15 protein-coding genes and 1 pseudogene are annotated in these 22546 nt (G+C 76.0%); 7 read left to right on the forward strand and 9 right to left on the reverse strand.

What is annotated here, in order from left to right; all coding sequences use genetic code 11:
• The first annotated feature begins 499 nt into the window (after positions 1–499).
• The 4 genes from ACFCLZ_RS33000 to ACFCLZ_RS33015 all read left to right on the forward strand — a co-directional run bounded on the left by ACFCLZ_RS33000 (position 500) and on the right by ACFCLZ_RS33015 (position 2942).
• Positions 500–883, forward strand: a complete 384-nt coding sequence (locus ACFCLZ_RS33000; protein WP_380281549.1) for a hypothetical protein — start codon at positions 500–502, stop codon at positions 881–883.
• Positions 884–891: 8 nt separating this feature from the next.
• Complete coding sequence (locus ACFCLZ_RS33005) at positions 892–1983, forward strand: transcriptional regulator (protein ID WP_380281550.1); 1092 nt, start codon at positions 892–894, stop codon at positions 1981–1983.
• Between the two features lie 82 nt (positions 1984–2065).
• Entirely contained in the window at positions 2066–2458 is a 393-nt protein-coding gene (locus ACFCLZ_RS33010; RefSeq protein WP_380281551.1) for a roadblock/LC7 domain-containing protein, read from the forward strand.
• Positions 2459–2567: 109 nt separating this feature from the next.
• The gene (locus ACFCLZ_RS33015) at positions 2568–2942 is read left to right on the forward strand and encodes a hypothetical protein (protein WP_344331468.1); all 375 of its coding nucleotides are present in this window, start codon (positions 2568–2570) and stop codon (positions 2940–2942) included.
• Here the strand turns inward: ACFCLZ_RS33015 and ACFCLZ_RS33020 are convergent.
• The 7 genes and pseudogenes from ACFCLZ_RS33020 to ACFCLZ_RS33050 all read right to left on the reverse strand — a co-directional run.
• Positions 2911–3369 (reverse strand): DUF6188 family protein, encoded by a 459-nt coding sequence (locus ACFCLZ_RS33020; protein WP_380281552.1) that lies wholly within the window; start codon positions 3367–3369, stop codon positions 2911–2913. The genes ACFCLZ_RS33015 and ACFCLZ_RS33020 overlap by 32 nt on opposite strands.
• 56 nt (positions 3370–3425) lie before the next feature.
• Positions 3426–4547, reverse strand: a complete 1122-nt coding sequence (locus tag ACFCLZ_RS33025; RefSeq protein WP_380281553.1) for an NUDIX domain-containing protein — start codon at positions 4545–4547, stop codon at positions 3426–3428.
• A 143-nt stretch (positions 4548–4690) separates the two neighbouring features.
• Positions 4691–5623 (reverse strand): SGNH/GDSL hydrolase family protein, encoded by a 933-nt coding sequence (locus ACFCLZ_RS33030; RefSeq protein WP_380281554.1) that lies wholly within the window; start codon positions 5621–5623, stop codon positions 4691–4693.
• Positions 5624–5712: 89 nt separating this feature from the next.
• Positions 5713–6861, reverse strand: coding sequence for a glycosyltransferase (locus tag ACFCLZ_RS33035; RefSeq protein WP_380281555.1), 1149 nt, complete (start codon positions 6859–6861; stop codon positions 5713–5715).
• The gene (locus ACFCLZ_RS33040; protein ID WP_380281556.1) at positions 6858–8132 is read right to left on the reverse strand and encodes a glycosyltransferase family 4 protein; all 1275 of its coding nucleotides are present in this window, start codon (positions 8130–8132) and stop codon (positions 6858–6860) included. Before ACFCLZ_RS33040 ends, ACFCLZ_RS33035 begins: the two co-directional genes overlap by 4 nt.
• A 122-nt stretch (positions 8133–8254) precedes the next feature.
• Positions 8255–8446: a YegP family protein gene (locus ACFCLZ_RS33045; RefSeq protein ID WP_380281557.1), complete on the reverse strand. Its 192-nt coding sequence runs from the start codon at positions 8444–8446 to the stop codon at positions 8255–8257.
• A gap of 151 nt (positions 8447–8597) precedes the next feature.
• Positions 8598–9053 (reverse strand): annotated as a pseudogene (locus tag ACFCLZ_RS33050) (pyridoxamine 5'-phosphate oxidase family protein); the annotation flags it as partial.
• Positions 9054–9446: 393 nt separating this feature from the next.
• On the opposite strand from ACFCLZ_RS33050, the gene ACFCLZ_RS33055 reads away from it, so the two are divergent.
• Complete coding sequence (locus ACFCLZ_RS33055; protein ID WP_380281558.1) at positions 9447–12536, forward strand: DEAD/DEAH box helicase; 3090 nt, start codon at positions 9447–9449, stop codon at positions 12534–12536.
• The gene (locus ACFCLZ_RS33060; RefSeq protein ID WP_380281559.1) at positions 12533–12733 is read left to right on the forward strand and encodes a hypothetical protein; all 201 of its coding nucleotides are present in this window, start codon (positions 12533–12535) and stop codon (positions 12731–12733) included. Before ACFCLZ_RS33055 ends, ACFCLZ_RS33060 begins: the two co-directional genes overlap by 4 nt.
• Positions 12734–12757: 24 nt before the next feature.
• Here the strand turns inward: ACFCLZ_RS33060 and sph are convergent, their stop codons facing one another.
• Positions 12758–13741, reverse strand: coding sequence for a sphingomyelin phosphodiesterase (gene sph, locus ACFCLZ_RS33065; RefSeq protein ID WP_380281560.1), 984 nt, complete (start codon positions 13739–13741; stop codon positions 12758–12760).
• A gap of 401 nt (positions 13742–14142) precedes the next feature.
• Here sph and ACFCLZ_RS33070 point away from each other — a divergent pair, with 401 nt between their 5' ends.
• Entirely contained in the window at positions 14143–20301 is a 6159-nt protein-coding gene (locus ACFCLZ_RS33070) for a DNRLRE domain-containing protein (protein WP_380281561.1), read from the forward strand.
• Between the two features lie 60 nt (positions 20302–20361).
• Here ACFCLZ_RS33070 and ACFCLZ_RS33075 read toward each other — a convergent pair whose 3' ends face one another.
• Positions 20362–22464, reverse strand: coding sequence for an MMPL family transporter (locus ACFCLZ_RS33075; protein ID WP_380281562.1), 2103 nt, complete (start codon positions 22462–22464; stop codon positions 20362–20364).
• Positions 22465–22546: the final 82 nt, after the last annotated feature.

Below are 22546 nucleotides of genomic sequence, written 5' to 3' on the forward strand. Positions count from 1 at the left end.
GTGCTACCAGAGCACGCCCTACTTTCAGTAGGGAGAGTCCGTGCGATCCGGGCCTGGCGCTCCACCGGAAGCGGCCGTCCCCCAGCGGGGGGCGGCCGCTTCGTCGTTCCTCGGGTGACTCCGGGTGGCGTCGGGCGTCGTCGGCCGGGCGCCGGGCGCCGGGCGTCGTCGGATGAGGTCGGTCCTATCGCACGGGGCCTCCGAAACCCATCGGGGCGGCCGACAATCGGCCAACGTCCCACGCCAGGTGGATCGTTCGTTCGTGTGGCGGATGGATGTGCGGTCAGCGCCGATGCCGTACCGGTCGGCCTGACGCGACGTCAAAGGATGGCCGAAAGCGGACCGTTGTGGTGTGAATATGCCATTGGAACGTTCGTTGAATGGATTCCACCAGTAGCCTTCCGTGTCGAACCCGCCACGGGTCGTGGCAGTCCGGCCCCTGCCCGGCGGCCATGCCCCGCCGCGCCGTTTCCTCCCCGAACCCTCCGAAGGAGCCCGAGTGCCGGGTATCGACGAGTGCCTGTCCCGGGCGATGGCGATCGCCGGGGCCCGCGCCGCCAGTCTGGTCGACTGGAGCAGCGGGCTCGCCCTGGGCAGCGTCGGAGTCAGTCCGACCGGCGACCACGACACCACGGCCGCAGAGGCAACCGACCTGGTACGGACGGCTGTTGAGAGCGCGACCTTCACCGCCGCCGAGGACCGCACGGCACCGCTGCAGGACATCATCCTGACCGCCGGACGCAGTTACCACCTGTTGTGCTTCATCGACACCGTCTTCGACAGCCGGCTCGTCCTGCACCTCTGGCTCGACCGCGCCGAGGGCAACCTCGCCGTCGCCCGCTTCCGCCTCCAGTCGCTCGCCGAGGAACTGGTGCTCGGATGACGAACCCCGTGACGAATCCCGCTGCGCGCTCCGCCACGGGTGATCAGGGCGCCGAGGTTCGCGCCACCGTCGGGTTCCGGCCACCGGACGGGTCCACCGCGCACCCGGTCGCCGCCGAGCCCGGCTGGACCCCCGGCGCGGCCGTCGAACGGCTCGCCCGCGAACGCGTCACCGGCGCCCTGCACGGCCCCGCCGGCACCGTCTACCTCGTCGACGGCCTGGTCGCCCACGCCGAGTCCGACCGGGCGCCCGACCTCGCCACCGTGCTCACCGCCTGCGGCCGGCTCACCCGCGAGACCTGGCGGGAGGCCGTCCACCGGTTCGGCCCGCACGCCCGGGTCGGTGAGGCGCTGGTCGAACAGGGCCGGCTGACCCGCGGCGAGCTCGAACTCTGCCACCTCGGCGCGCTCTACGACGCCGCCTGCTTCCTGCTCGACGCCCCCGGCGGCGCCGCCCCCACCGACGGGCCGGCCGCCCCCGCCGCTCCGGGCCGCTGGACCTTCGCGCCCGGTGCGCGGCACTGGCTCGGCCCGGTGGCCGCCGTCGGCGCCCAGCGGCTGCGCCGGGAGGCGCAACGGCGGCAGCACGTGCTGGACCGGATCTGGCCCTCGGCGCAGTTCGACACCGCGCCGCTGTGCCGGACCGCCGCCCCGCCGACCGCTGCCCCGCCGACCGCTGCCCCGCCGACCGCCGCCGCCCCCGGACGCCACGCCCGCCGGCTCCGCCCGCCGACCCGGCGCCAGTGCGAGCTGCTCGACCACGCGGACGGCCGGAGAACCCCGGCGGAGCTGGCCCGGCTGCTCGGCCGCTCCGCGTTCGCGACCACGGCGGACGTCCGCCGGCTCGCCGCCGCCGGCCTGCTGGTCGGCCCCGACACCGGGTGCGCGGCGGGCGCCGCAGCCGCGACGCCGGGTCCGCCCGGCGGGGTGCCGGCGCCCCGGGACCCCGGCGGGCTGCACCGGCGGGTACCCGGCGCGGCGCTCGCCGCCCTGACCGGCGAACGGGGCGGGCCGGACCCCGCCGCCGTCCCGCCCACCGACACCGACCCGGACATCGCGCTGCTGATCCGGGTCCGAACCCTTCTGGAGGCCCGACTTTGAACCACTCTCCGCCCGCGACCCCGCCGTCACGGCCATGAGGCGGGCGCTCAAGCAGCGTGCCGGAAGGAGACAACTGATCGCCTTGGAGACCGAGCTGCTGGCCGAACTCCGCGCCATCAGGCACCGGTTGCCGCACCTCGCGGGCGGCCTGGTGGCCAGTGTGGACGGACTGCTGGTCGCCCACGACACCCATGGGACCGAGCCCTCGAGCCTGGCGGCGATGACGGCCGCCTCGCTCAGCCTGGCGCAACGGCTCGCCGACAGCACCGGCCAGGGGGAGTTCCGCGAGTCACTGGTCCGCGGTGAGAACGGCTACGTCGCCACCTACGCGGCCGGCGGCAGCTGCGTGCTCACCCTGCTCGCCCATCCGGACGCGAACGTCGGCCGCCTGCACCTGGAGGCCCGCCGCTCCGCCCGGCGCATCGCCGAGCTCCTCAACGACGCGCTGCTGCCCAAGGACGCCCGGGAGCTCTGACGGGCCCGGCCGTCCCGCCCTTGCCCTCTTCCGGTCGGTCCATCGAATCGACCGACCGACCTACCTACCTATCGACTCACCGACTCATCGACGAACGGGAGACACCGAGATGACCGACGCCGCAGGCGCGCTCAAGCAGGCCATGACCGTGATCGAGGGCGCCATCGGCGCGGCCCTGGTCGACTACAACAGCGGCATGGCGCTGGCCACCCTCGACGGCCCCGGCGGCCTCGACCTCAACGTGGCCGCCGCCGGGAACACCGACGTGGTGCGGGCCAAGATGCGCACCATGGACATGTTGGGCCTCAGCGACGGGATCGAGGACATCCTCATCACCCTCAGCAGCCAGTACCACCTGATCCGCCCGCTCACCAGCCGCAGCGGCAAGGGCCTGTTCCTCTACCTGGCCCTGGACAAGGGCCGGGCCAACCTGGCGATGGCCCGTCACCAGCTCACCAGGATCGAGGCGGACCTGGAGGTCTGAGCGCGGTCGGCTCCCCGGAGCAGGCGACCTCGCCGCCGGGGAGCCCCGCGCAGACCGTGCCGTCGGGCGTGACCACGCGCCACGGTGCGAGCAGCGCGTGCGGCGGGACGGACATCGTCCCGCCGCCCTCACCGCTTTCCCCGGTGAAGACCAGCTCCAGCCCTCCGGCCGGGGTGATCCGGGCGGAGCCGACCGTCCGGCCGACCAGAGCGAGCAGTGGTCCGGTGGGCCGGAGGGTCAGCGCGGGGTAGAAGATGCCGACGCCCGTCGGCCCGGTGACGCGGAACTCGTGCGCCACCCGGACGGTCACCGGCCCGTCGAGCACGAGGTCGAGCCGGTCGCCGCCGTGGACCGCCGTCACCCGGCGACCGGTCAGGACGGCGTCGAGGCCGTGCCCGGCGTGCGTCGTGTGCTGCGTGTTCTGCATGCGGCCAGTGTGGACCGGCGGGACGCCGCCTGTCCCGCCGTTCGGCGCGGGCACGCTCAGCCGGCCGGGTGCCCGCCGACCAGTTCGGCCGGGCCGCCCGGCCGGTCCCGCGCCGCCAGTGCGGCCGCCGTCCGGGCCCAGGACGCCGGCGTCAGCAGCGCCCGCGCCTCCACCGGGTCGCAGAGCCGCCACTCGACCAGCTCCTCCTCGGCCAGCACGATCGACGCGAACCGCTCGTCCGCCACCGTGCCGCCGTCGAACAGGTACACCAGCACGGCGCTCTCCCGCACCGCCGCCGGGTCCGCCGCCCGGCCGGGCAGCCAGTCCAGCGCCAGCAGCCGACCCGGCTCGCAGGTCCAGCCCAGCTCCTCGCGGACCTCGCGCGCGGCCGCCGCCCGGGGCAGCTCCCGGTCCGCCTCGATGCCGCCGCCCGGCAGCGTCCAGTACGGCACCTCGCCGCCCGGCAGGTCCCACGGCCGCTGCCGCACCAGTAGGACGCGGCCCGCCCGGTCCGTGAACACCGTGCGGGCCTTGGCCCGGATCCGCGGCAGGCTCGCGATGTACGTCGCCCGGTCCAGCAGGGGCGGGGCATCGGCCGGCGGCGCGGGGGCCGCCCCCGGGGGCCAGTGCGCGGACAGCTCGGACAGCCCCGTCTCGCCCGTGTACGCGGGGGCCGGGACGGGCGTCGGATGCTCGAGCGCTTGCCCGACCGGGTGACCGTCCTCCAGTTCCAGCGGCGCGGCCGCGCGGGGCGCCCGCAGACAGGCCGCCACCCGCCGGGAGAGCCGCGGCGGCAGCGCACGGCCCGCCTGGTCGGGCGTCAGCCACGCCCAGCCGCCCACCTCGGCGCGGTCCGGTGTGAACGCCGCCGCCTGTTCCGGCGTCAGCGGCTCGGCCCAGTACAGGTGGGCGGCGATCGGCGGGCGGTGGTGGTCCAGCGTCCAGTCCAGGCAGGCCAGCGCCCCGAGCCGGGGCGTGAACCCCAGCTCCTCCTCGATCTCCCGCACCGCCGTCCGGCGCGGGGAGCCGTCCTGTGGATCCCAGCCCCCGCCCGGCACGGCCACCGGATGCTTCCGGTCGTACGGCAGCCGCACCAGCAGCACCCGCCCCCGCCCGTCCGGGAACAGCACCCCGGCCGCCGCCAACAACTCCCGCCCCGAACCCGCCGCGTCCGCCATCCGCACTCCCTCCACCGCGCCGTCCGCCTCCGGAGACACCCCACCCCACCCCTCCGGTTCCCGCCCGCCGCGGGGTGTTCGGCGCGGTGTGGGGTGGAGTGGGAAGTCGGCCACGTCGACTTCCCACTCCACCCCACTCCTTCCTACCCCGCCGGTTCAGGAGGGAGGGCGGCGAGGGCGGTGGTGGTGGCGTGGGCCATCCGGCGGTCCTGGCGGTCGGTGGCGCCGCGCAGGCGGGCGCAGCCCTCGACGGCGGCGAGGGCGACCAGGCCGGGGAGCAGGTCGGTGCTGCGGTCGGCGACCCAGCGGGTGCCCTTGGTGGCCATCCACCGGACGTCGGCCAGGGTGCCGGGTGGCGGGTCCACCGGTTCGGGGGCGGGGGCCGGGCCGAGCGGGCGGCCGGCGGCGGTGAGCAGGTCGTGGAACCCGCGGGCGATCAGGTGGTGGCCCTCGGCGCTCGGATGGAGGCGGTCGACGCTGAGCAGCCGGCGCTGCGCCGTCCAGGGCAGCTCGGCGATGTGCAGGTGGACGGCCCGGTGGCGGACGGAGAGCGCGTGCACCACCGTGTTCACCGCGTGCATCCGCCGGGCCAGCGGCCGGGCGAGCGGGCGGGGCAGGCGCAGCAGGGCGCCCGGGTCGGGCAGGCAGGCGGTCAGGACCACCGCGCCGCTGTCGGTGAGGCGGCCGAGGACGGTGTCCAGGGCCAGGGTGGTGCGGCCGACGTCGAAGCCGGACCGCAGGGTGTCGTTGCCGCCGGCCACCACGGCGGCGAACCGCGGCCGCAGGGCGAGCGCGGCCGGCAGTTGTTCCGTCGTCAGGTCGGTGGTGAGCGCGCCGCTGCGCGCGAGGTTGGTGAAGTCGACCCCGGTCCGCGGCGGGGCCAGGGACCGGGCGAGCAGGGCCGCCCAGCCGCGCCATCCGTCGGCGATCGGGTCGCCGACGCCCTCGGTGAGCGAGTCGCCGAGGGCCACGAACCGGACCGGTTCGCCGGTCCGGCGGCCCCCGCCGGGGGCTGTGCCGTGCGCGGTACCCGGTACGGTGCCGCCTCCTCCGTCCACTGTCGTGATGGTGTTCATCGGACCTCCCACCCCGTCCGTGCCGTTCTGTTCCGTGCCATGCCGTGCCGCCCTGTCCCGCCCTGCCCCGTCCCGCCGTGGGCCCGTACTCAGCGGGCGGTGACGGGCGCCGTGCCGTGGGCGGCGAGGAAGGCCGCCACAGCCGCGGGCCAGCCGTACCGCTCGGCCCGGGCGCGGGCGGCGGCGCGCCGGGCCGGTTCGGGGCGCGCGAGGAGCTCGCGCACCGCCTCCGCGAACCCCGCGCCGGTCGGTGCGGCGGCCACACCGGCCGTGCCGATCAGCTCGGGCAGCGCGGAGCCGCGGTTGACGGCGACCGGCGTGCCGCAGGCGAGCGCCTCCAGCGCGGCCAGCCCGAAGGTCTCCACCGGCCCCGGCGCCAGCACCACGTCCGCGCAGCCGAGCAGCCGGGCGACGTCCGCGCGCCCGGCCAGGTGGCCGAGGAGGTGCACGGGCAGCCGCTCCCGGGCGGCCCGGGCGGCCAGCCGTGACCGCAGCGGCCCGGTGCCCGCCACCGCCAGCACCGCCTCGACCCCGGCGGACCGGAGCGCGGCCAGGGCGTCGAGGGCCAGAGCGGGGTGCTTCTCGGGGGCGAGCCGGGAGCAGAGCACCAGCAGCACCTGCCCGGGGGCCGCGTACCGGGCCCGCTCCGCCGCCCGGTCGGCGGCGGCCTGCGGGCCCAGGGCGGCGAGGTCCACACCGAGCGGGGCGCGCGCGAGGTTCCGCACGCCCAGGCGGCGGAACTCGGCGGCGGCCCAGTCGGTCGTGCAGATCACCGTGTCGTACGACCGGGCGGTCCGGGCGTTGAGCCGGTCGGCGGCCGCGGCGGCGACGCAGCCGTGCACGCCCCAGGTCCGCAGCACGCCGACGGCGCTCTCGTGCGACACCATCGCGGCGCGCACCCCGTGCCGCCGGGCCCAGGCGCCGGTCCAGCGCAGGGTGGTGCGGTCGGAGACCTCCAGCCGGTCCGGGGCGAGCCGTTCGAGCTCGGCGGCCACCGCCCGGCGGTCGGCGAGCAGCCGGTACCCGCCGCTGCCGGGGAGCAGGGGGCCGGGCAGCGTGACGACCAGCCCCTGCTCCTGCTCCTCGACGGTGCGCCGCTCCCCGGGCACGACGAGCACCGGGGTGTGCCCGGCGGCCCGGTAGCCCGCGCCCAGGTGGCGCAGCGCGGTACGCAGTCCGCCGGAGACGGGGGTGACGAAGTTCGCCACCCGGACGATCCGCAGCGGGCCGGTGGTCATGCGGGCAGTTCCTCCGTCAGCGCGGCGTCCTCCGTCGGCGGGGCGGCCGGCCCCGGGCGGCCGGCCGCGGCCGCCGGATCGGGGGAGGCCGCCGCTTCGCCGGGTGCCACCGGGGCGGCGGCCACCCCGTGGTGCTCCGCGAGCACCTCGGCGTAGTGCCGCAGCAGCTGGTCCCCGACCGCCTCCCAGGTGCGGGCGGTCACCTCCGCCCGCCCGGCGCGCCCGTACGCGGCCCGCAGCTCCGCGTCCCCGGCCAGGGCGGTCACCGCCCGGGCCACCGCCGCGCCGTCGCGGGGCGGGACGAGCAGGCCGGTGCGGTGGTGCGCGATCAGGTCGAGCGGGCCGCCGGCGGCCGGGCCGATCACCGCGACGCCGCTGGCCATCGCCTCCTGGATGGTCTGGCAGAAGGTCTCCAGCGGCCCGGTGTGCACGAAGACGTCCAGGGTGGCGAAACATCGGGCCAGCTCCTCGCCGGTGCGCCGGCCGAGGAAGACGGCGCCCGGCATCGCGGCCTTCAGCCCGGGCGCGGACGGCCCGTCGCCGACGATCACCACCCGCACCCCGGGCAGCGTCGAGGTCTCGGCGAGCAGGTCGACCCGCTTCTCCGGCGCGAGCCGCCCGACGTAGCCGACCAGCACCTCGCCGCCGGGGGCGAGCGCCCGGTGCAGCGCCTCGTCGCGGTGGCGCGGGTGGAAGCGGGCCGAGTCCACGCCGCGCGGCCACAGCTGGACCCGGGCGACCCCGTGCGCGGTGAGGTCCTGGGCGGCGGGGGTGGACGGCGCGAGCGTCCGGGCGGCGAGGCCGTGGACGGCGCGGATCCGGTGCCAGGCGGCCGCCTCGCCGAGCCCGCGTCCGGCCCGGTAGGCGTGCGCGTACCCGGCGAGGTCGGTCTGGTAGACGGCGACGACGGGCACGCCGAGCCGGGTCGCGACCTGGGCACCGCGCACGCCGAGCACGAACGGGCTGGCCAGGTGGACGAGGTCGGGCCGGTGGCCCTGGATCGCGGCGGCCGGCCGCCGGCTGGGCAACGCGATCCGGACCTGCGGGTAGCCGGGCAGCGGGACGGAGGGGACGTGCACCACCGGCAGCTCGTCCGGCACGCCGCCGGCGCCGAAGGTGTGCGAGGGACTCTGCGCGCCGCGCGCGGGCGCCGGCGTGACGACGAGCGGCTGGTGCCCCCGGCGGAGCAGGTGCTCGGCGGTCCGCAGCACGCTGTGGGCGACGCCGTTGACCTCGGGGGGAAAGGATTCGGTGACGATGACGACACGCATGTCCGTGTTCTGTCCGCGCCCGGCGTGCACCCGGCCAAAGGGATCTGTCGTACAAACGAACGCGGGTCGGCGAATTGTCCCGCCGACCCGCGTCGTGCCCGGTCCGGGCGCGGCCGAAGACCTCAGGCCGGCCCGGCGGCCGTCTCCTTCAGCTCCGCGTAGGGGGCGAGCTTGCGGATCGACTCGATGCTCTTCAGGCAGTCGTCCCGGTTCTCCTGCGGGTCGCCCGTCACCACGATCGATCCGTTGCTCGCCTTGAGCCGGAACCGGTGCATGCCGCTCTCATCGGTGTACAGCTCGAACTTTCCCGCCATGGCAGTCGACACCTCTCGTTCAGGAAGCCCCCTCGCACCGCACCGTAGGGGCAAATCCCTTGCCGGGCGCGCCAGATGATCCATCCGAGTGCCGGGGCCCGGGTGTGTCCGGGAGTCGGTCCCCGGCAGGCGCGCCGGCCGGGGCCGCCTGCTCCAGCCAGGTGCCGTCGCGCATGATGACGCGTCCGCGCAGTTCCCGCTCGCCCCGCCAGGCACGCACCGTCCTCGGCACCACGCGCACGTACAGGTGCGGCTTCTCCTCCGTGCGCGGGTCCCACCCGAACTTGTCGGTGAACGCCCGGGCCGCCTCCGCGGGCACCTCCCGGGCCGAGAAGCCCTCCGCCTCGCCCTGGAGGAGCACCACGTCGAAGGTGTCCGGCAGGGCCAGCCGTACGCGTGGCTCCGCGCGGACGTTGCGGGCGGTCACCGAAGTGGCGCCGGTGCACATCCACGCCGCCCGCCCGTCCCAGAAGAACCACAGGGGTACCTGGTGCGGCCCGTGCTCGGGGTGGGCCGTCGACACCCATACGTCCCGCTCGGCGACGAGCCGTTCGAGGGTGTCGCGGACACGTTCCGCCGTCTGGCGCTGCATGCTTGCGGTGGTCATGATCGGCGATGCTAGCCACCGGGTTCCGGGCCACACATCGGACGAGCGACCTACGCCCGGAGGCGGACGACCGGGTTCCGGGGCGGGCGGAACGCCCCGGGCCCGCCGGGCTGCTGCTGCCCGGCGGACCCGGTCTCCCCCTTCGGTCGGTCGGTCAATCGGTCGGTCGGTCGCGGTGGAGGGCGGACGCCGCGGCCCGGACGACGTCGTCCGCGGCGTCGCCCGCCGACCCGCGCCGTCGGATTCGAAGCCAAGCACGGCACCGCCCGCCGGACTCGGTCACCTGACTGAAAGCGGCGAAGTCCGCAGCCCGCCGGGCCGGCGGCGCTGTCGGTGGCGCGGGCTAGGGTGGGAAGCCCGTTCTGCTTCCGCCCGGAGAGGTGCCGCCCACCGATGTACGCCCTGCACGCGCTCTGGCGGGCCGACGGCCGGCTCGCCGTCTGGGCCGAGGACGCGGTGGTGTACCGGGGGGACGCGCCCGCCCGCGGTGAGCGCGGTGGGACGGCGCACCCGTTCGCCTGCCCGGCCGGGGAGGTGGCGCGGCTGCTGGGGGCGGTCGGGCCGGGCCTGGGCTGGCTGGCCGAGCAGGCCGCCGAGCGGTGGACGGGGCTGCTGCTGCCGACCCTCGGCGGCCGGCCGACACCGTCCCCCGACCTGCCGACGGGCGCCGCGCCGCGCCCGGTGGGGCTGAGCCCCTGGCGGGTGCCCGCGCTGCTCTTCGACCGCTCGCAGGCCGCCCAGCTGCTCGGCGCGCTGCACGACCCGCACTGGCCGGGGGCGAGCGTCCAGCTGCCCGACGGCACCCCGGCCGAGCTGGCGTACGGCGCCTCGGTGCGCTGGCTGGCCGCCGTGCACGACCTCGCCTGGCGGCTGGTCGGGCGGGGGCGGCTGCTGCCGGTGCCGGTCGAGGAGGCGGGGGAGTGGTACGCGCGCTGGCGGCCCGCCCCGGACGGCCCGGCCCGCCGGGAGGCGGCCGCGCTGGTCGCCGGCTGCCCGCCGGTCTGCCGAGCGGAGCACCCCGGGGGCGGGCCGTCCGCCGAGACCCTGGTCGCCGGTCTGCTCGACACCCTCGTCGACCAGGAGGCCCGGGTCGCCCTCGCGGACCTCGACCCGCCCGCCGACACCTTCCTCGCCGCCCTGTACGGCCCCGACGGCCGGCTCGCCCAGGCCCCGCCCGCCGCGCTGTCCGACGGGCTGGCCGCCTGGCAGGCCGCCCGCCCGGCCGACGCGCCGCTGCGGCTCGACTTCCGCCTCACCGAACCGCTCGGCCCCGACCCGGACGACCCCGACGGCGGGGTGTCCGCCGAGGCCTGGCGGCTCGACCTGCTGGTCCGCGCCGCCTCCAGGCCCTCCCTGGTGGTCCCCGCCGCCGCCCTGCGGCCGGGCGCCGCCGCCGACCCCGCGTACCAGGCGCTGGCCCGCGCCGTGCCCGCCGCGAGCGGCGACCCGGCCGAGGCCTACCAGGCCGAGCTGGCCCGCGCCGTCCGGGTGGACCCGGGGCTGCGCGCCTCGCTCGCGGGCACCTTCCCCACCGAGGCCCGGCTCGACCGGGCGGGCGCCCTGCGCTTCCTGCGCGAGGGCGCGCCCGCGCTGACCCGCGCCGGGTTCGGCGTCCTGCTGCCCGCCTGGTGGCAGCGCCGCCCCCGGCTCGGCCTGGTCCTGACGGCGGGCACCCCGGCCGGCGACCCGTCCGCGGTGGCGCGCACCGCGCAGGTCGACCGGGACGCCGTGCTGGCCTTCGAGTGGCGCCTCGCCCTGGGCGCGGACACCCTCTCCGAGCAGGAACTCGCCGACCTCGCCGCCGCCCAGCAGGGGCTGGTCCGGCTGCGCGGCCGCTGGGTCGAGGTCGACCAGGCACAACTCGCCGCCGCCGTACGGTTCCTGGCCGAGCACGGCACCGGAGTCATGGAGCCGGTCGAGCTGCTGCGCCTCGCCGTGGAGGACGGCGCCGTGGTGGACGGGCTGCCCGTCACCGCCGTGCGCGCCACCGGCCCGATCGGCGAGCTGCTGGCCGGCCGCCCCGCCGCCGCCGACCGCGTCCCGCGGCTGCCCGACGGCTTCACCGGCACCCTCCGCCCCTACCAGCGGCGCGGACTGGCCTGGCTGGACGCGCTCGGCCGGCTGGGCCTCGGCGCCGTACTGGCCGACGACATGGGCCTCGGCAAGACGGTGCAGACCCTCGCCCTGCTCGCCCTGGAGCAGGAGCGCGGCGCGCGCGGGCCGGTGCTGCTGGTCTGCCCGATGTCGATGGTCGGTACCTGGCAGCGCGAGGCCGCCCGGTTCGCGCCCGGCCTGCGGGTGCACGTCCACCACGGCGCCGACCGCGCCGCGCCCGACGCGTCCGCCGACCTGGTCGTCACCACCTACGGGCTGGTCCAGCGGGACGTCGCCGAGCTGCGCGGCGTCCACTGGCGGCGGATCGTCGCCGACGAGGCCCAGCACGTCAAGAACCGGTCCGCCCGGCAGTCCCGGGCGCTGCGCTCGCTGCGCTCCGGCCCGCGGATCGCGCTCACCGGCACCCCGGTGGAGAACCGGCTGGCCGATCTGCACGCCGTCCTGGACTTCGCCAACCCGGGGCTGTTCGGCAGCCCGGAGGCGTTCCGGGAGCGGTTCGCGATCCCGCTGGAGCAGACCGCCAGCGCGGACGCGGCGGCCCGGCTGCGCCGGGCCACCGGCCCGTTCCTGCTGCGCCGCCGCAAGGACGACCCGCTGATTGTCCAGGACCTGCCCGCCAAGCAGGAGTTCACCGTCCGCTGCGCCCTGACGGCGGAGCAGGCCGGCCTCTACCGGGCGGTGGTGGCCGACCTGCTGGAGCGGCTGGACGGGCTGCGCGGCGTCGAGCGCAAGGGCGCGGTGCTGGCGGCGATCGGCCGGCTCAAGCAGGTGTGCAACCACCCGGCCCAACTCCTGCACGACGGCACGGCGGTGGCCGGGCGCTCGGGCAAGGTGGCGCGGCTGGTCGAGCTGCTGGCGGAGGCGCTGGCGGAGGGCGACCGGGCGCTGGTCTTCACCCAGTACGCCGAGTTCGGTGCCATGCTCCGGCCGTACCTGCGGCGGACGCTGGGCGAGGAGGTGCTCTACCTGCACGGCGGGGTGCCGCGCGGCCGCCGGGAGGAGATGGTCGAGCGGTTCCAGTCACCGGACGGGCCGCGGGTGTTCCTGCTGTCGCTGAAGGCGGGCGGCACCGGTCTCAACCTGACCGCCGCCAACCAGGTGGTCCACTTGGACCGCTGGTGGAACCCGGCGGTCGAGGACCAGGCCACCGACCGCGCGCACCGGATCGGCCAGCGCCGCGCCGTCCAGGTGCGCCGGCTGGTCTGCGCCGGCACCGTCGAGGAGCGGATCGGTGAACTCCTCGCCGCCAAGCGCGTCCTGGCCGAGGCGGCGGTCGGCGACGGCGAGCAGTGGCTGGCCGAACTGCCCGCCGACCGGCTGCGCGAGCTGCTGACCCTGTCCGCCGACGTGATCGGGAGCGAATCGTGACCGCCTTCGACGAACGACCGCCGGCCGAGCTGCTCGACGTCTTCTGGCAGGGCGCCGTCCCCGGCCGGGCCGACGAGCCGGAGGGCGGATCCGTCACCGCCTTGGACGAGTTGGGCCCCTCGGGCCTCACCGTGCGCGGCCGCCCGCTGGACCCCGCGCTCACCGCCGCCTACCGGCGGTTCACCGGGACCGCCTGACCCGGCGAACCGCCCGCCGATCCGCTACCCCGCCGTCACGGGGTAGTGGTCGGACAGGTCGTTGTAGGTGTAGGCGGTGCCCCAACTGCTGACCGTCCACGGCGCGCTGTGGAAGCGGACCACCGTGTTGGTGTAGTTCGCCGGGCGCGCGTGGTCGGCCCGGTAGAGGACGTGGTCGAGGTCCTCCTTCGGCTCGCCCGGGTAGCGGTAGGCGGCGATCGAGTTGTCCGCGGTGTCGAAGGAGTCGGCCCAGCCGTTGCGGGTGGTGGCCGGGGCGACGCCCGCGTTGGCCAGCAGCGCGGGGTACTCGCTGCCGTGGGAGTCGATGTTGAGGTCCCCGGCGAGCACGATCGGCTCGGCGGCCGGGATGTTCTTGGCGTCCACGAACGCCTTCATCGCCTTGAGCTGGGCGGCCCGGATCGCCGCCGGCTGGCCCGCCGAACAGCCGGAGTCGGTGGACTGCAGGTGCGTGCCGAGCACGTGCGTGCGCAGGCCGTCGACGTTCAGCACGGCGTAGACGAAGCCCTTGTTCGACCACCAGTCCGAGCCGCAGGCGTCCTGGAAGACGTACTGCTCCTTGCGCAGGATGGGCCACTTGCTGAGCAGGGTGACGCCGCCGTCCTCGGGGGTGGCGGAGCTGTAGCTGCCGGAGGTGGCGTCCCAGCCGCTGGTCGAGCGGCCGACCACCGGGGTGTGGTACGGGTACGCGGCCGAGGCCTGGGCGACCAGCGCGTCGGAGGCGCCGTTGTCGAAGGCCTCCTGGAGCACCACGACGTCCTGGCCCCGGAAGACGTCGGCGGCGGGGATGGCCTTGGCGCGGTAGTCCTGGCCCCAGTTGGGGTAGAGGTTCTTGCTCATCAGGAAGACGTTGTACGTCAGCACCTTGAGCGCCGGGACGGAGGCGCTCGCGGCCGGGGCGGCGTGGGCACCCGGCGCGGCGGCGAGCGGGGCGAGCAGGGCGGCGGCGGCCGTGCAGACGGCGGCGAGGCGCGCGGAGGGAGTTGGCATGCCCGCAGTGAATCGACAGCGGGCCACGTTCGTCCAGACAGTGAACGATGACCATATGAATGCATCGGTAACTTAAAGCTGTCTGGCCAACTCCTCCTTGGGTGCACGAACTTGCCTGGACAACCTGCCCGGCTCCGGTGGGCTTCGGCTCGGCCCGGCGGGTCGGGGGCCGTCCGGTCGGGGGTGGTTCCGCGCCACCGGGGCGGGGTGCGGGGCGGGGCGGCCGGGCCTGGGGGTGGGGGAGGGGCACCCGGGGCCGGTTCCGGGGGCGCGGGTGGACGGGTGGGGCGGGGGGTGGTGGTCGGGGAATGTCCGGAGGGAGGCTGGTTGGCGTTTCTGACATGTCCATACGATCGCCCGGGTGGCGGCCGCCCGGCCGTCCCGGGACGGGGGGTGGGGAGATGTCCGCACGCATGCTCCGCGCGCGGCGGGTGAAGCGCGGGAAACAGCGCGCGCTGACGGCTGCCGTGGTGGCGGGGGCGCTCGGCGCGAGTCTGCTGACGGGGGTGCAGGGCGCCTCCGCGGGACCGCCGAAGCCGAGCCCGAAGGCGCCCCCGAGGGCCGCCGCCGCGGTGTCCGACACCGCGTCGGCCCTGCTCGCCGCGAAGCTGGGCGGCAGCCGGGTCGAGGTGCTGGAGGCGCGCAGCGAGACGGCGACGACCTGGGCGAACCCCGACGGCACGCTGACCACCGACACGGCCGCCGGTCCGGTCCGGTTCCGGCGCGGCTCCGACTGGGTGGACGTCGACGTGTCGTTCGGGCGGCAGCCCGACGGCTCCGTGGCGTCCAAGGCGCACCCGCGCGGGCTGACCCTGGCCGCGGCGAAGGGCGGCCGGGCCGCGTCGTTCGCCGGAGCGGTGAACGCCCCGGCGCAGGACCTGATCACGCTCTCCGCGGGCGACCGCAGCGTGTCGATGCGCTGGAAGGGCGGCCTGCCCCAGCCGCAGACCGACGGCTCCCGGGCGACCTACCCGGACGTGCTCCCCGGCGCCGACCTCGTCATCGACGCCACCCGGACGGGGTACGAGCAGTCGCTGCTGCTCAAGAGCCGCCCCGCCGAGGACGCGACCTTCGTCCTGCCGATCCGGGCACCGGGCGTCACCGCGCTCCAGCAGCCCGACGGCTCGGTGGAGTTCAGCGAGCGCGCGACCGGCCGCCGGCTCAGCACCATGCCGGCCCCCGTCATGTGGGACGCCACCGTCGACGAGCGCTCGCTGGAGCACACCCGCAGGGCGCCGGTCGGCCTCACCGTCACCCAGACCGGCGACGACATCGAACTGCGGCTGAGCCCCGACGCGGCGTTCCTGGCGGACCCGGCGACGCGCTACCCGGTCACCGTCGACCCGTCCGACACGGTGCTCTCCGACGTGTTCGACACCTTCGTCCAGCAGGGCGACACGGTCGACGAGTCCGCCTCGACCGATCTGAAGATCGGCTGGCCGGGGGACTACGCGGACCCGGGCCCCAACACCAAGCCGCGGGTCGCGCGCTCCTTCATCAGCTGGGACATGGCGCCGATCAAGGACGCACTGGTCTCCAGCGCGACCCTGTCGCTGTTCAACTACCACTCCTGGAACTGCCAGGCGCCCGCCGCCTGGGAGGTGTGGGACAGCGGCCCCGGGAAGACCACCAGCCGCTGGACCGCACAGCCCAACTGGTACCAGCGGTACGCCACTTCCCTTGAGACCAAGGGCCAGAACTGCTCCAACGGCGGCTACGTCAACGCCGACGTGACCTCCCTGCTGCAGTACTGGGCGGGGCAGCCCTCGGTCGCCGTCCAGGGGCTCGGCATCCGGGCCGCCAACGAGGGCAGCACGGCCGGGTGGAAGCGCTTCTACTCCGGCAACGCCGCCGCCGCGCAGATCCCCAGGCTCTCGGTCACCTACAACTACCGGCCCAGGACCGGCACCGACCTCCAGGCCGGGCCGCCGTTCTTCCCCGCCGACGGCGGCTACGTCGTGAACACCCTCACGCCGACGCTGCGCGACACCTTCACCGACCTGAACAACGACCGGGTCGACGGCACCTTCCAGATCTTCGAGGACACCACCGACACCCAGGTCGGGAACCTCCTGGTCTCCCCGTACGGGGCCGCCGGCCAGCCGGTCTCGGTCTCGGTGCCGGCCGGCCTGCTCGTCAACGGCCGCACCTACCGCTTCCGCTCGAACCCGTACGACGGGACGCACTACAACCTCGGTTGGTCGCCCTGGAAGCGGTTCACCGTCGACACGAGCGCGCCGTCCGCCCCGGTGTCGGTCACCTCGACCGACTACCCGGCGACGGGCTGGGTCAAGGGCGCGGGCCAGCCGGGCGTCTTCGTGGTCACCCCGCCCGCCGCCGACCACCGGTGGATCGAGTGGTCGCTCGACGGCGCCGGGTGGACCAGGGTGGCCACGAACGGCGCCGCCACGCCGGTCCCGCTGCAGGTCACGCCCGCCAGGGGCGGCACCACCACTCTCCAGGTGCGGGCGGTCGACCAGGCGGACAACCGGTCCGAGCCGTTCGCCTACACCTTCCACGCCGGTGCCGGCGGCCTCGTCGGCGTCGACGACGGGCAGCGCACCCCGGCCCGGCTCCCGCTGGTGGCGGAGGCCGACGCCGGCCGGTTCGACGCCGTCACCTTCTCCTGGCGCCGCTCCGACGCCGACGCCTGGACGCCGATTCCGCCCGGCGCCGTCACCGACGCCGGGCAGCCGGTCGCGGCCTGGCCGCAGCCGCTGACCGGTGGGACGGGCCGCCCGCTGGTGTGGACCGCGACGGACACCGTCACCCCGGACGGGGCGGTCCAGGTCCGGGCGGACTTCACCGGGCCGAACGCGGCCGCGGCCTCCTCGGACGCCGTCAAGGTGGTGGTCGACCGCACCGCCGACGTCGCCACCTCGACCGCGGTCGGCCCCGGTTCGGTGAACCTGCTCACCGGCAACTTCGGCCTGAGCGGCACGGACGTGTCGGTCTTCGACACGGCGGTCACCCGCACCGCCGGATCCCGGGTACCGGACGCCGGGGCCCGCCAGGACGGCCAGGTCGCCATCTTCGGCAAGGAGTGGGTGTCCGGCACGGTCGCCACCCGCACCAACCCGACCTACACGGCGGTCCGCCGCACCTCCGACACCTCGGTCGACGTGGCCACGAAGTCCGGCACCGGGATCCGCTTCACGGCCGACGCGGCGGGGACCGGCTGGGTGCCCGAACCCGGCTCCGAGGACCTCACGCTGACCGGCGGCTTCGCCGGCACCTTCACCCTGACCGGCACCGACGGCTCCGTCACCACCTTCGCCAGGGTCACGCCCGCCGCGACGGTCTGGACGGTGACCACCTCGCTCGCCGACGGCCTGGCGAACTCCACCACCGAGGTCGTCTCCGAGGCCGTCACCGGCCCCGGCGGCGCCACCCTCGCCCGGCCGCGGCGCATCATCGCGGCGAGCAGCGCGGTGACGCTCGGCGCCTGCGAGGCCGCCCCCGCCACCCGCGGCTGCCGCGTCCTGGAGTTCGTCTACGCGCCGGCGACCACCGCGACCGCCGCGGTGTTCGGCGACTACGCCGGCCAGGTCTCGGCGATCCGGCTGTGGGCGACCGCGCCGGGGGCCGCCGCCGGTACCGCCACCGACGTCGCCCGCTACGCCTACGACGACCTGGGGCGCCTCCGGGAGACCTGGGACCCGCGGATCAGCCCGGCCCTGAAGACCGCCTACGCCTACGACGGCGCGGGGCGCGTGGTCGGGCTCACCCCGCCCGGCGAGCTCCCCTGGACCTTCGCCTACGGCCGGGCCGGCGGCTCGGCGGCGGCCGGCGACGGCATGCTGCTGTCCGCCTCCCGCCCGACCCTCGCCCCCGGCAGCGCGGACCGGACCGAGGGGACCGCGACCACCACCCTGGTCTACGGCGTCCCGCTGACCGGCGCCGGCGCGCCGTACGACCTCGGGGCGGGCGCCACCGCCGGCTGGGGCCAGCGCGACAACCCGACCGACGCCACCGCGGTGTTCCCCGCCGACCAGGTACCCGCGTCGAGCGACGGCCGGGCGCTGCCCGCCGGCGCCTACACCCGGGCGACCGTGAGCTACCTCGACGCCTCCGGCCGGCCGGTCGACTCCGCCCAGCCCGGCGGGAACATCGCCGTCACCGAGTACGACCGGTCCGGCAACACCGTCCGGCAGCTGACGGCCGGAAACCGGCTGCTCGCCCTCGGCGCGAGCCCCGCCGACCGGGCGGTGCTGACCGACCTCGGCATCAGCGGCGCCGGGAGCGCCGAACGGGCCCGGCTGCTGTCCACCGAGCACGTCTACAGCCCGGACGGCACCCGGGAGACCGAGACGCTCGACCCGCTGCGCCGGACCGCCCTGGCCGCGCCGCTGATGGACGGTGCCACGACCGTGGCCCTGGCGGGCAACCAGATCGCGGCCCGCGCCCGCACGGTCCGCGAGTACGACGCGGGCCGGCCCACCGACGGCACGGCGGTCACCCGCAACCAGGTCACCGCGACGACCGTGGGCGCCCAACCGCGCTCCCACCCCGCCCTGTTCGCCGACGCCCGCACCACCCGCACCGGGTACGACTGGGCCCGGGGCCGGACGGTCGGCACCACCCTGGACGCGGGCGGGCTCAACCTCACCAGGACCACCGCGTACGACGCCCAGGGCCAGATCACCCGGACCACCCAGCCGGCGTCCTCGGGAACCGACGCCGGGGCCACCGTCACCGCCTACTACACCGGCGACGGCACCGGCCCCTGCGGCGGCAGGCCGGAGTGGGCCGACGCGGTCTGCACCACCGGCCCCGCCGCCGGCATCACCGGCGGCGGCCAGAACCCGTCCCAACTCACCACCAGGACCGCCGAGTACGGCCTGTACGGACAGCTCACCAAGCAGATCGAGACGGCCAACGGCGTCACCCGGACCACGGTCCGCGACCACGACGCGGCGGGCCGGCCCACCACGGTCACCGTGACCGGCGGCACCGGCGCCGCCGTCCCCGCCGTCACCACCGGGTACGACCCGGCCACCGGCCGGGCCACGACCACCGGCACCTCCGGCGCGGGCACCGTCACCCGCCAGTTCGACCGGCTGGGCCGTCAGATCGCGTACACCGACGCCGACGGCGGGGTCACCCGCACCACCTTCGACGCCCTGAACCGGCCGACCGTCGTCACCGACAGCGTGCCGTCCACCACCACCTACACCTACGACACCGCGGCCGAGCCGCGCGGCCTGGCCACCTCGGTGGCCGACTCGGTCGCCGGGACCTTCACGGCCCACTACAACGCCGACGGCGCCGCCGACGCGCAGGGCCTGCCGGGCGGCTACACCGCCCGCCAGGGCACCGACCCCACCGGGGCGGCGACCACGCTGACGTACACCCGCGACAGCGACGGCGTGGCCGTGCTGACCGACACGGTGGCGGTCACCGCCCAGGGCCAGTGGACCGGCCACACGGGCAACGCCGGCCGCACCTCCGCGCAGACCTTCGGCTACGACGGCGCCGGCCGGCTGGTCACGGCCACCGACACGGTCGACGGCGTCTGCACCACCCGGACGTACGGCTACGACCGCAACAGCAACCGGACCGCCCGGAGCAGCACCGCGGCCCCGCCCGGAGCCGACTGCACCACCACCGGCGGCACCTCGGCCACCTCCGGCTACGACAGCGCCGACCGCCTGATCGACCCCGGCTACGCCTACGACGCCTTCGGCCGGACCACGGCCCAGCCCGGCGGCGTCACCAACGGCTACTACGCCAACGACCTGGTGCAGTCGCAGACGACCCCCACCGCGCGCCAGACCTGGACGCTGGACCCGCAGCTGCGCCGGCGCGGCTGGACCACGGAGGCCGCGGACAACGGGGCGTGGGCGCCGACCGGCGTGAAGACGAACCACTACGGCGACGACACCGACAACCCGCGCTGGACGGTGGAGAACGCGGCCGGCGCCGTCACCCGCTCCGTCCTCGCCCCGGGCGGCGGGCTCGGCGCGCTGACCTCGGCCGCCGGGGACACGGTGCTGACGCTGACCAACCTGCACGGTGACGTCGCGGTCCTGCTGCCGACGGCGGCCGGGGCGGCGCCGGCGGTGCTCGGCTTCGACGAGTTCGGGGTGCCCAGGGCGGGCCAGCAGCCGGTGCGCTACGGCTGGCTGGGCGGCCCGCGGCGTTCGGCGGAGACGCCGACCGGCGACCTGCTCATGGGCGCGCGGCTGTACCACCCGGCCGGTGGCCGCTTCCTGCAGACCGACCCGGTGCTGTACGGCAGCGCCAACGCCTACGACTACGCGGACCAGAACCCGGTCACCAACGCGGACCCGTCGGGCCTGTGGCGGGTGAAGCTGGAGCGGCACTGGAACGGTGTCGGGGTCCGCTTCGACCGCCAGATCACCAACGCGGTGGCGAGCTACTGGTGGATCGTGGCGGCTGTTGTGGGCGGCCTCGTGGGGGGTGTGTGGGGCGTCATCGTCGGAGCCGCGCTGTCCTGGGCGCCCGCACAGGCCACCTATGCCCTCAACTCGGGCCGGTGCCTCTACGCCCGGGTGTCCTGGTGGAGCGTCGCCTTCGGTAACACCCGCTGCTTCTGACGTCCGTACCCGGGACGGGGCCCGCCGGCGCGTCCGGCGGGCCCCGTCCCGTCGCCCGCCTCAGCGCTGTCCGGCCGGCTCCACCTCCTTCTCGGGCGGCGTAGCCTGCCGGGACAGCGCGCTCGGCCACCACATGCGGTGGTCCAGGTCCAGGGTCAGCGCCGTGACCAGCACCGAGCGCACCACGAGGGTGTCCAGCAGGACGCCGAGGGCCACCGCGAAGCCGATCTCGGCGAAGCCGACGATCGGCAGGGTGCCGAGGACGGCGAAGGTGCTCGCCAGGATCAGTCCGGCCGAGGTGATCACGCCGCCGGTGGCGGCCAGCCCGGCCACCGCGCCCGGCCGGGTGCCGTGCTGGGCGGACTCCTCGCGGACCCGGGTCATCAGGAAGATGTTGTAGTCGATGCCCAGGGCCACCAGGAAGACGAAGACGAACAGCGGGAAGGCGTTGTCCTGGCCCTCGAAGTGGAAGACGTGCTCGAAGAAGAACGCGCTGATGCCGAGCGCGGCGGCGTAGGAGAGCACGACGGTGGCGATCAGCACCAGCGGGGCGGTGACCGCGCGCAGCAGCAGCGCCAGGATCACCAGGACGACGCCCAGCACCAGCGGGATGATCGTCCGGTTGTCGGAGGTCGCGGCCCGGCCCGCGTCCAGGATCACCGCCGTCGAGCCGCCCACCTGGGCGTCGGCGTTCGGCACGGCGTGCACGGCGGTCCGCAGCCGGTCCACGGTGTCCTTGGCCGGCCGGCTGTCCGGCGGGTCGGAGAGCGTCGCCTGGAACATCGCCCGGCCCTCGTGGGTCACCGGTTCCGTGGTGCCCGCCACCCCGGCCGTTTGCTGCGTCACCGTGCGCACCGCCCCGGCCTCACCGGCCGCGGAGATCACCGTCAGCGGCGCGCCGGTACCGCCCGGGAAGTGCTCCTGCAGCACCTCCTGGCCGACCACCGAGTCCGGCTTGCCGGTGAAGGTGCCGGCCGTGCTGAGACCGGTCGCGTCCAGCGAGACCAGGCCGACGCAGCAGGCCGCCAGCGCCAGCGTGGTGCCGATCCAGACCTTGCGCGGACGGCGCCCGATCCACGCCCCGACGTGCGCCCAGCGGCCGGTCTTCGTCGGCTCGGGCGTCCCGAAGGCCGGCCGCACCGGCCAGAACACCCAGCGCCCGACGATCACCAGCAGCGCCGGCAGCAGGGTCAGCATCGCCAGCAGCGCCACCAGCACGCCGATCGCGCAGACCGGGCCGAGCCCGCTGGTCGAGTTCATCTCGGCGACCAGCAGGCAGAGCATCGAGACGATCACGGTCGCCGAGGAGGCCAGGATCGCGGGCCCGGCCCGGTGCAGGGCGAAGGCCATCGCCTCGTGCCGGTCCTCGTGCCGGCGCAGCTCCTCCCGGTAGCGGGCGGTGAGCAGCAGCGCGTAGTCCGTCCCCGCGCCGAGCACCAGCACGATGAGGATGCCCGCGCTCTGCGCGTTGACGGTCAGCCCGGCGTGGTCGGCCAGCAGGTAGATCACCGCCTGGGCGACCACCAGCGCCCCGGCCGCCGAGAACAGCGGCAGCATCCACAGCACGGGGCTGCGGTAGGTGAGCAGCAGCAGGACGATCACCACGCCGACGGTGGCCGCGAGCAGGGTGGAGTCGATCCCCGCGAAGGCCTCCGCCTGGTCGGCGCCGACCCCGGCCGGGCCGGTGACGTGGGTGGTCATCCCGAGGCTGTCCGCGGCGGCGGTGGCGCGCAGGCTGTCCACCGCCGGGCGCAGGTCCTGCCAGCCGCCGGTGCCGATGTCGATCGGCACGATGGTCTGCAGCGCCCGGCCGTCCGCCGACTCCACCGGCCCGTTCACCCGGCCGAGCACGTGCGGGGCGGAGGCGAAGGCCTGGGCGTCCCGGGCCGCCTCGACCTTGTCGGCGGGCGTGATCCCGCTGTCCCGGACGTAGACCACCACCGCCTGGGCGGTGTCCACCGGCTGGAACGCCCGCTGCTCGTCGAGCACCCGGGTGGACTCGGCGTTGCTCGGCAGCCAGCTGGAGGCCTGGTTGTCCTCGGCGGCGGTGAGCTTGCCCGCCAGCGGGCCGGCCACCACCAGCAGCACCAGCCACAGGGCCAGCACCACCCACTTGCTGCGGCGTCCGCACGGCAGCTCGGCCAACTTCCGGGTCGGGCTCATCGGGAGATCCCCCGTCCTCGGGCGCGTGAACTCGTTCCAGCGTGCCACCGGGGCCGCCCACCGGCAGCCCGGGGACCTCCGG

Source organism: Kitasatospora purpeofusca (assembly GCF_042691725.1).
Classification (GTDB): Bacteria; Actinomycetota; Actinomycetes; order Streptomycetales; family Streptomycetaceae; genus Kitasatospora; species Kitasatospora purpeofusca_B.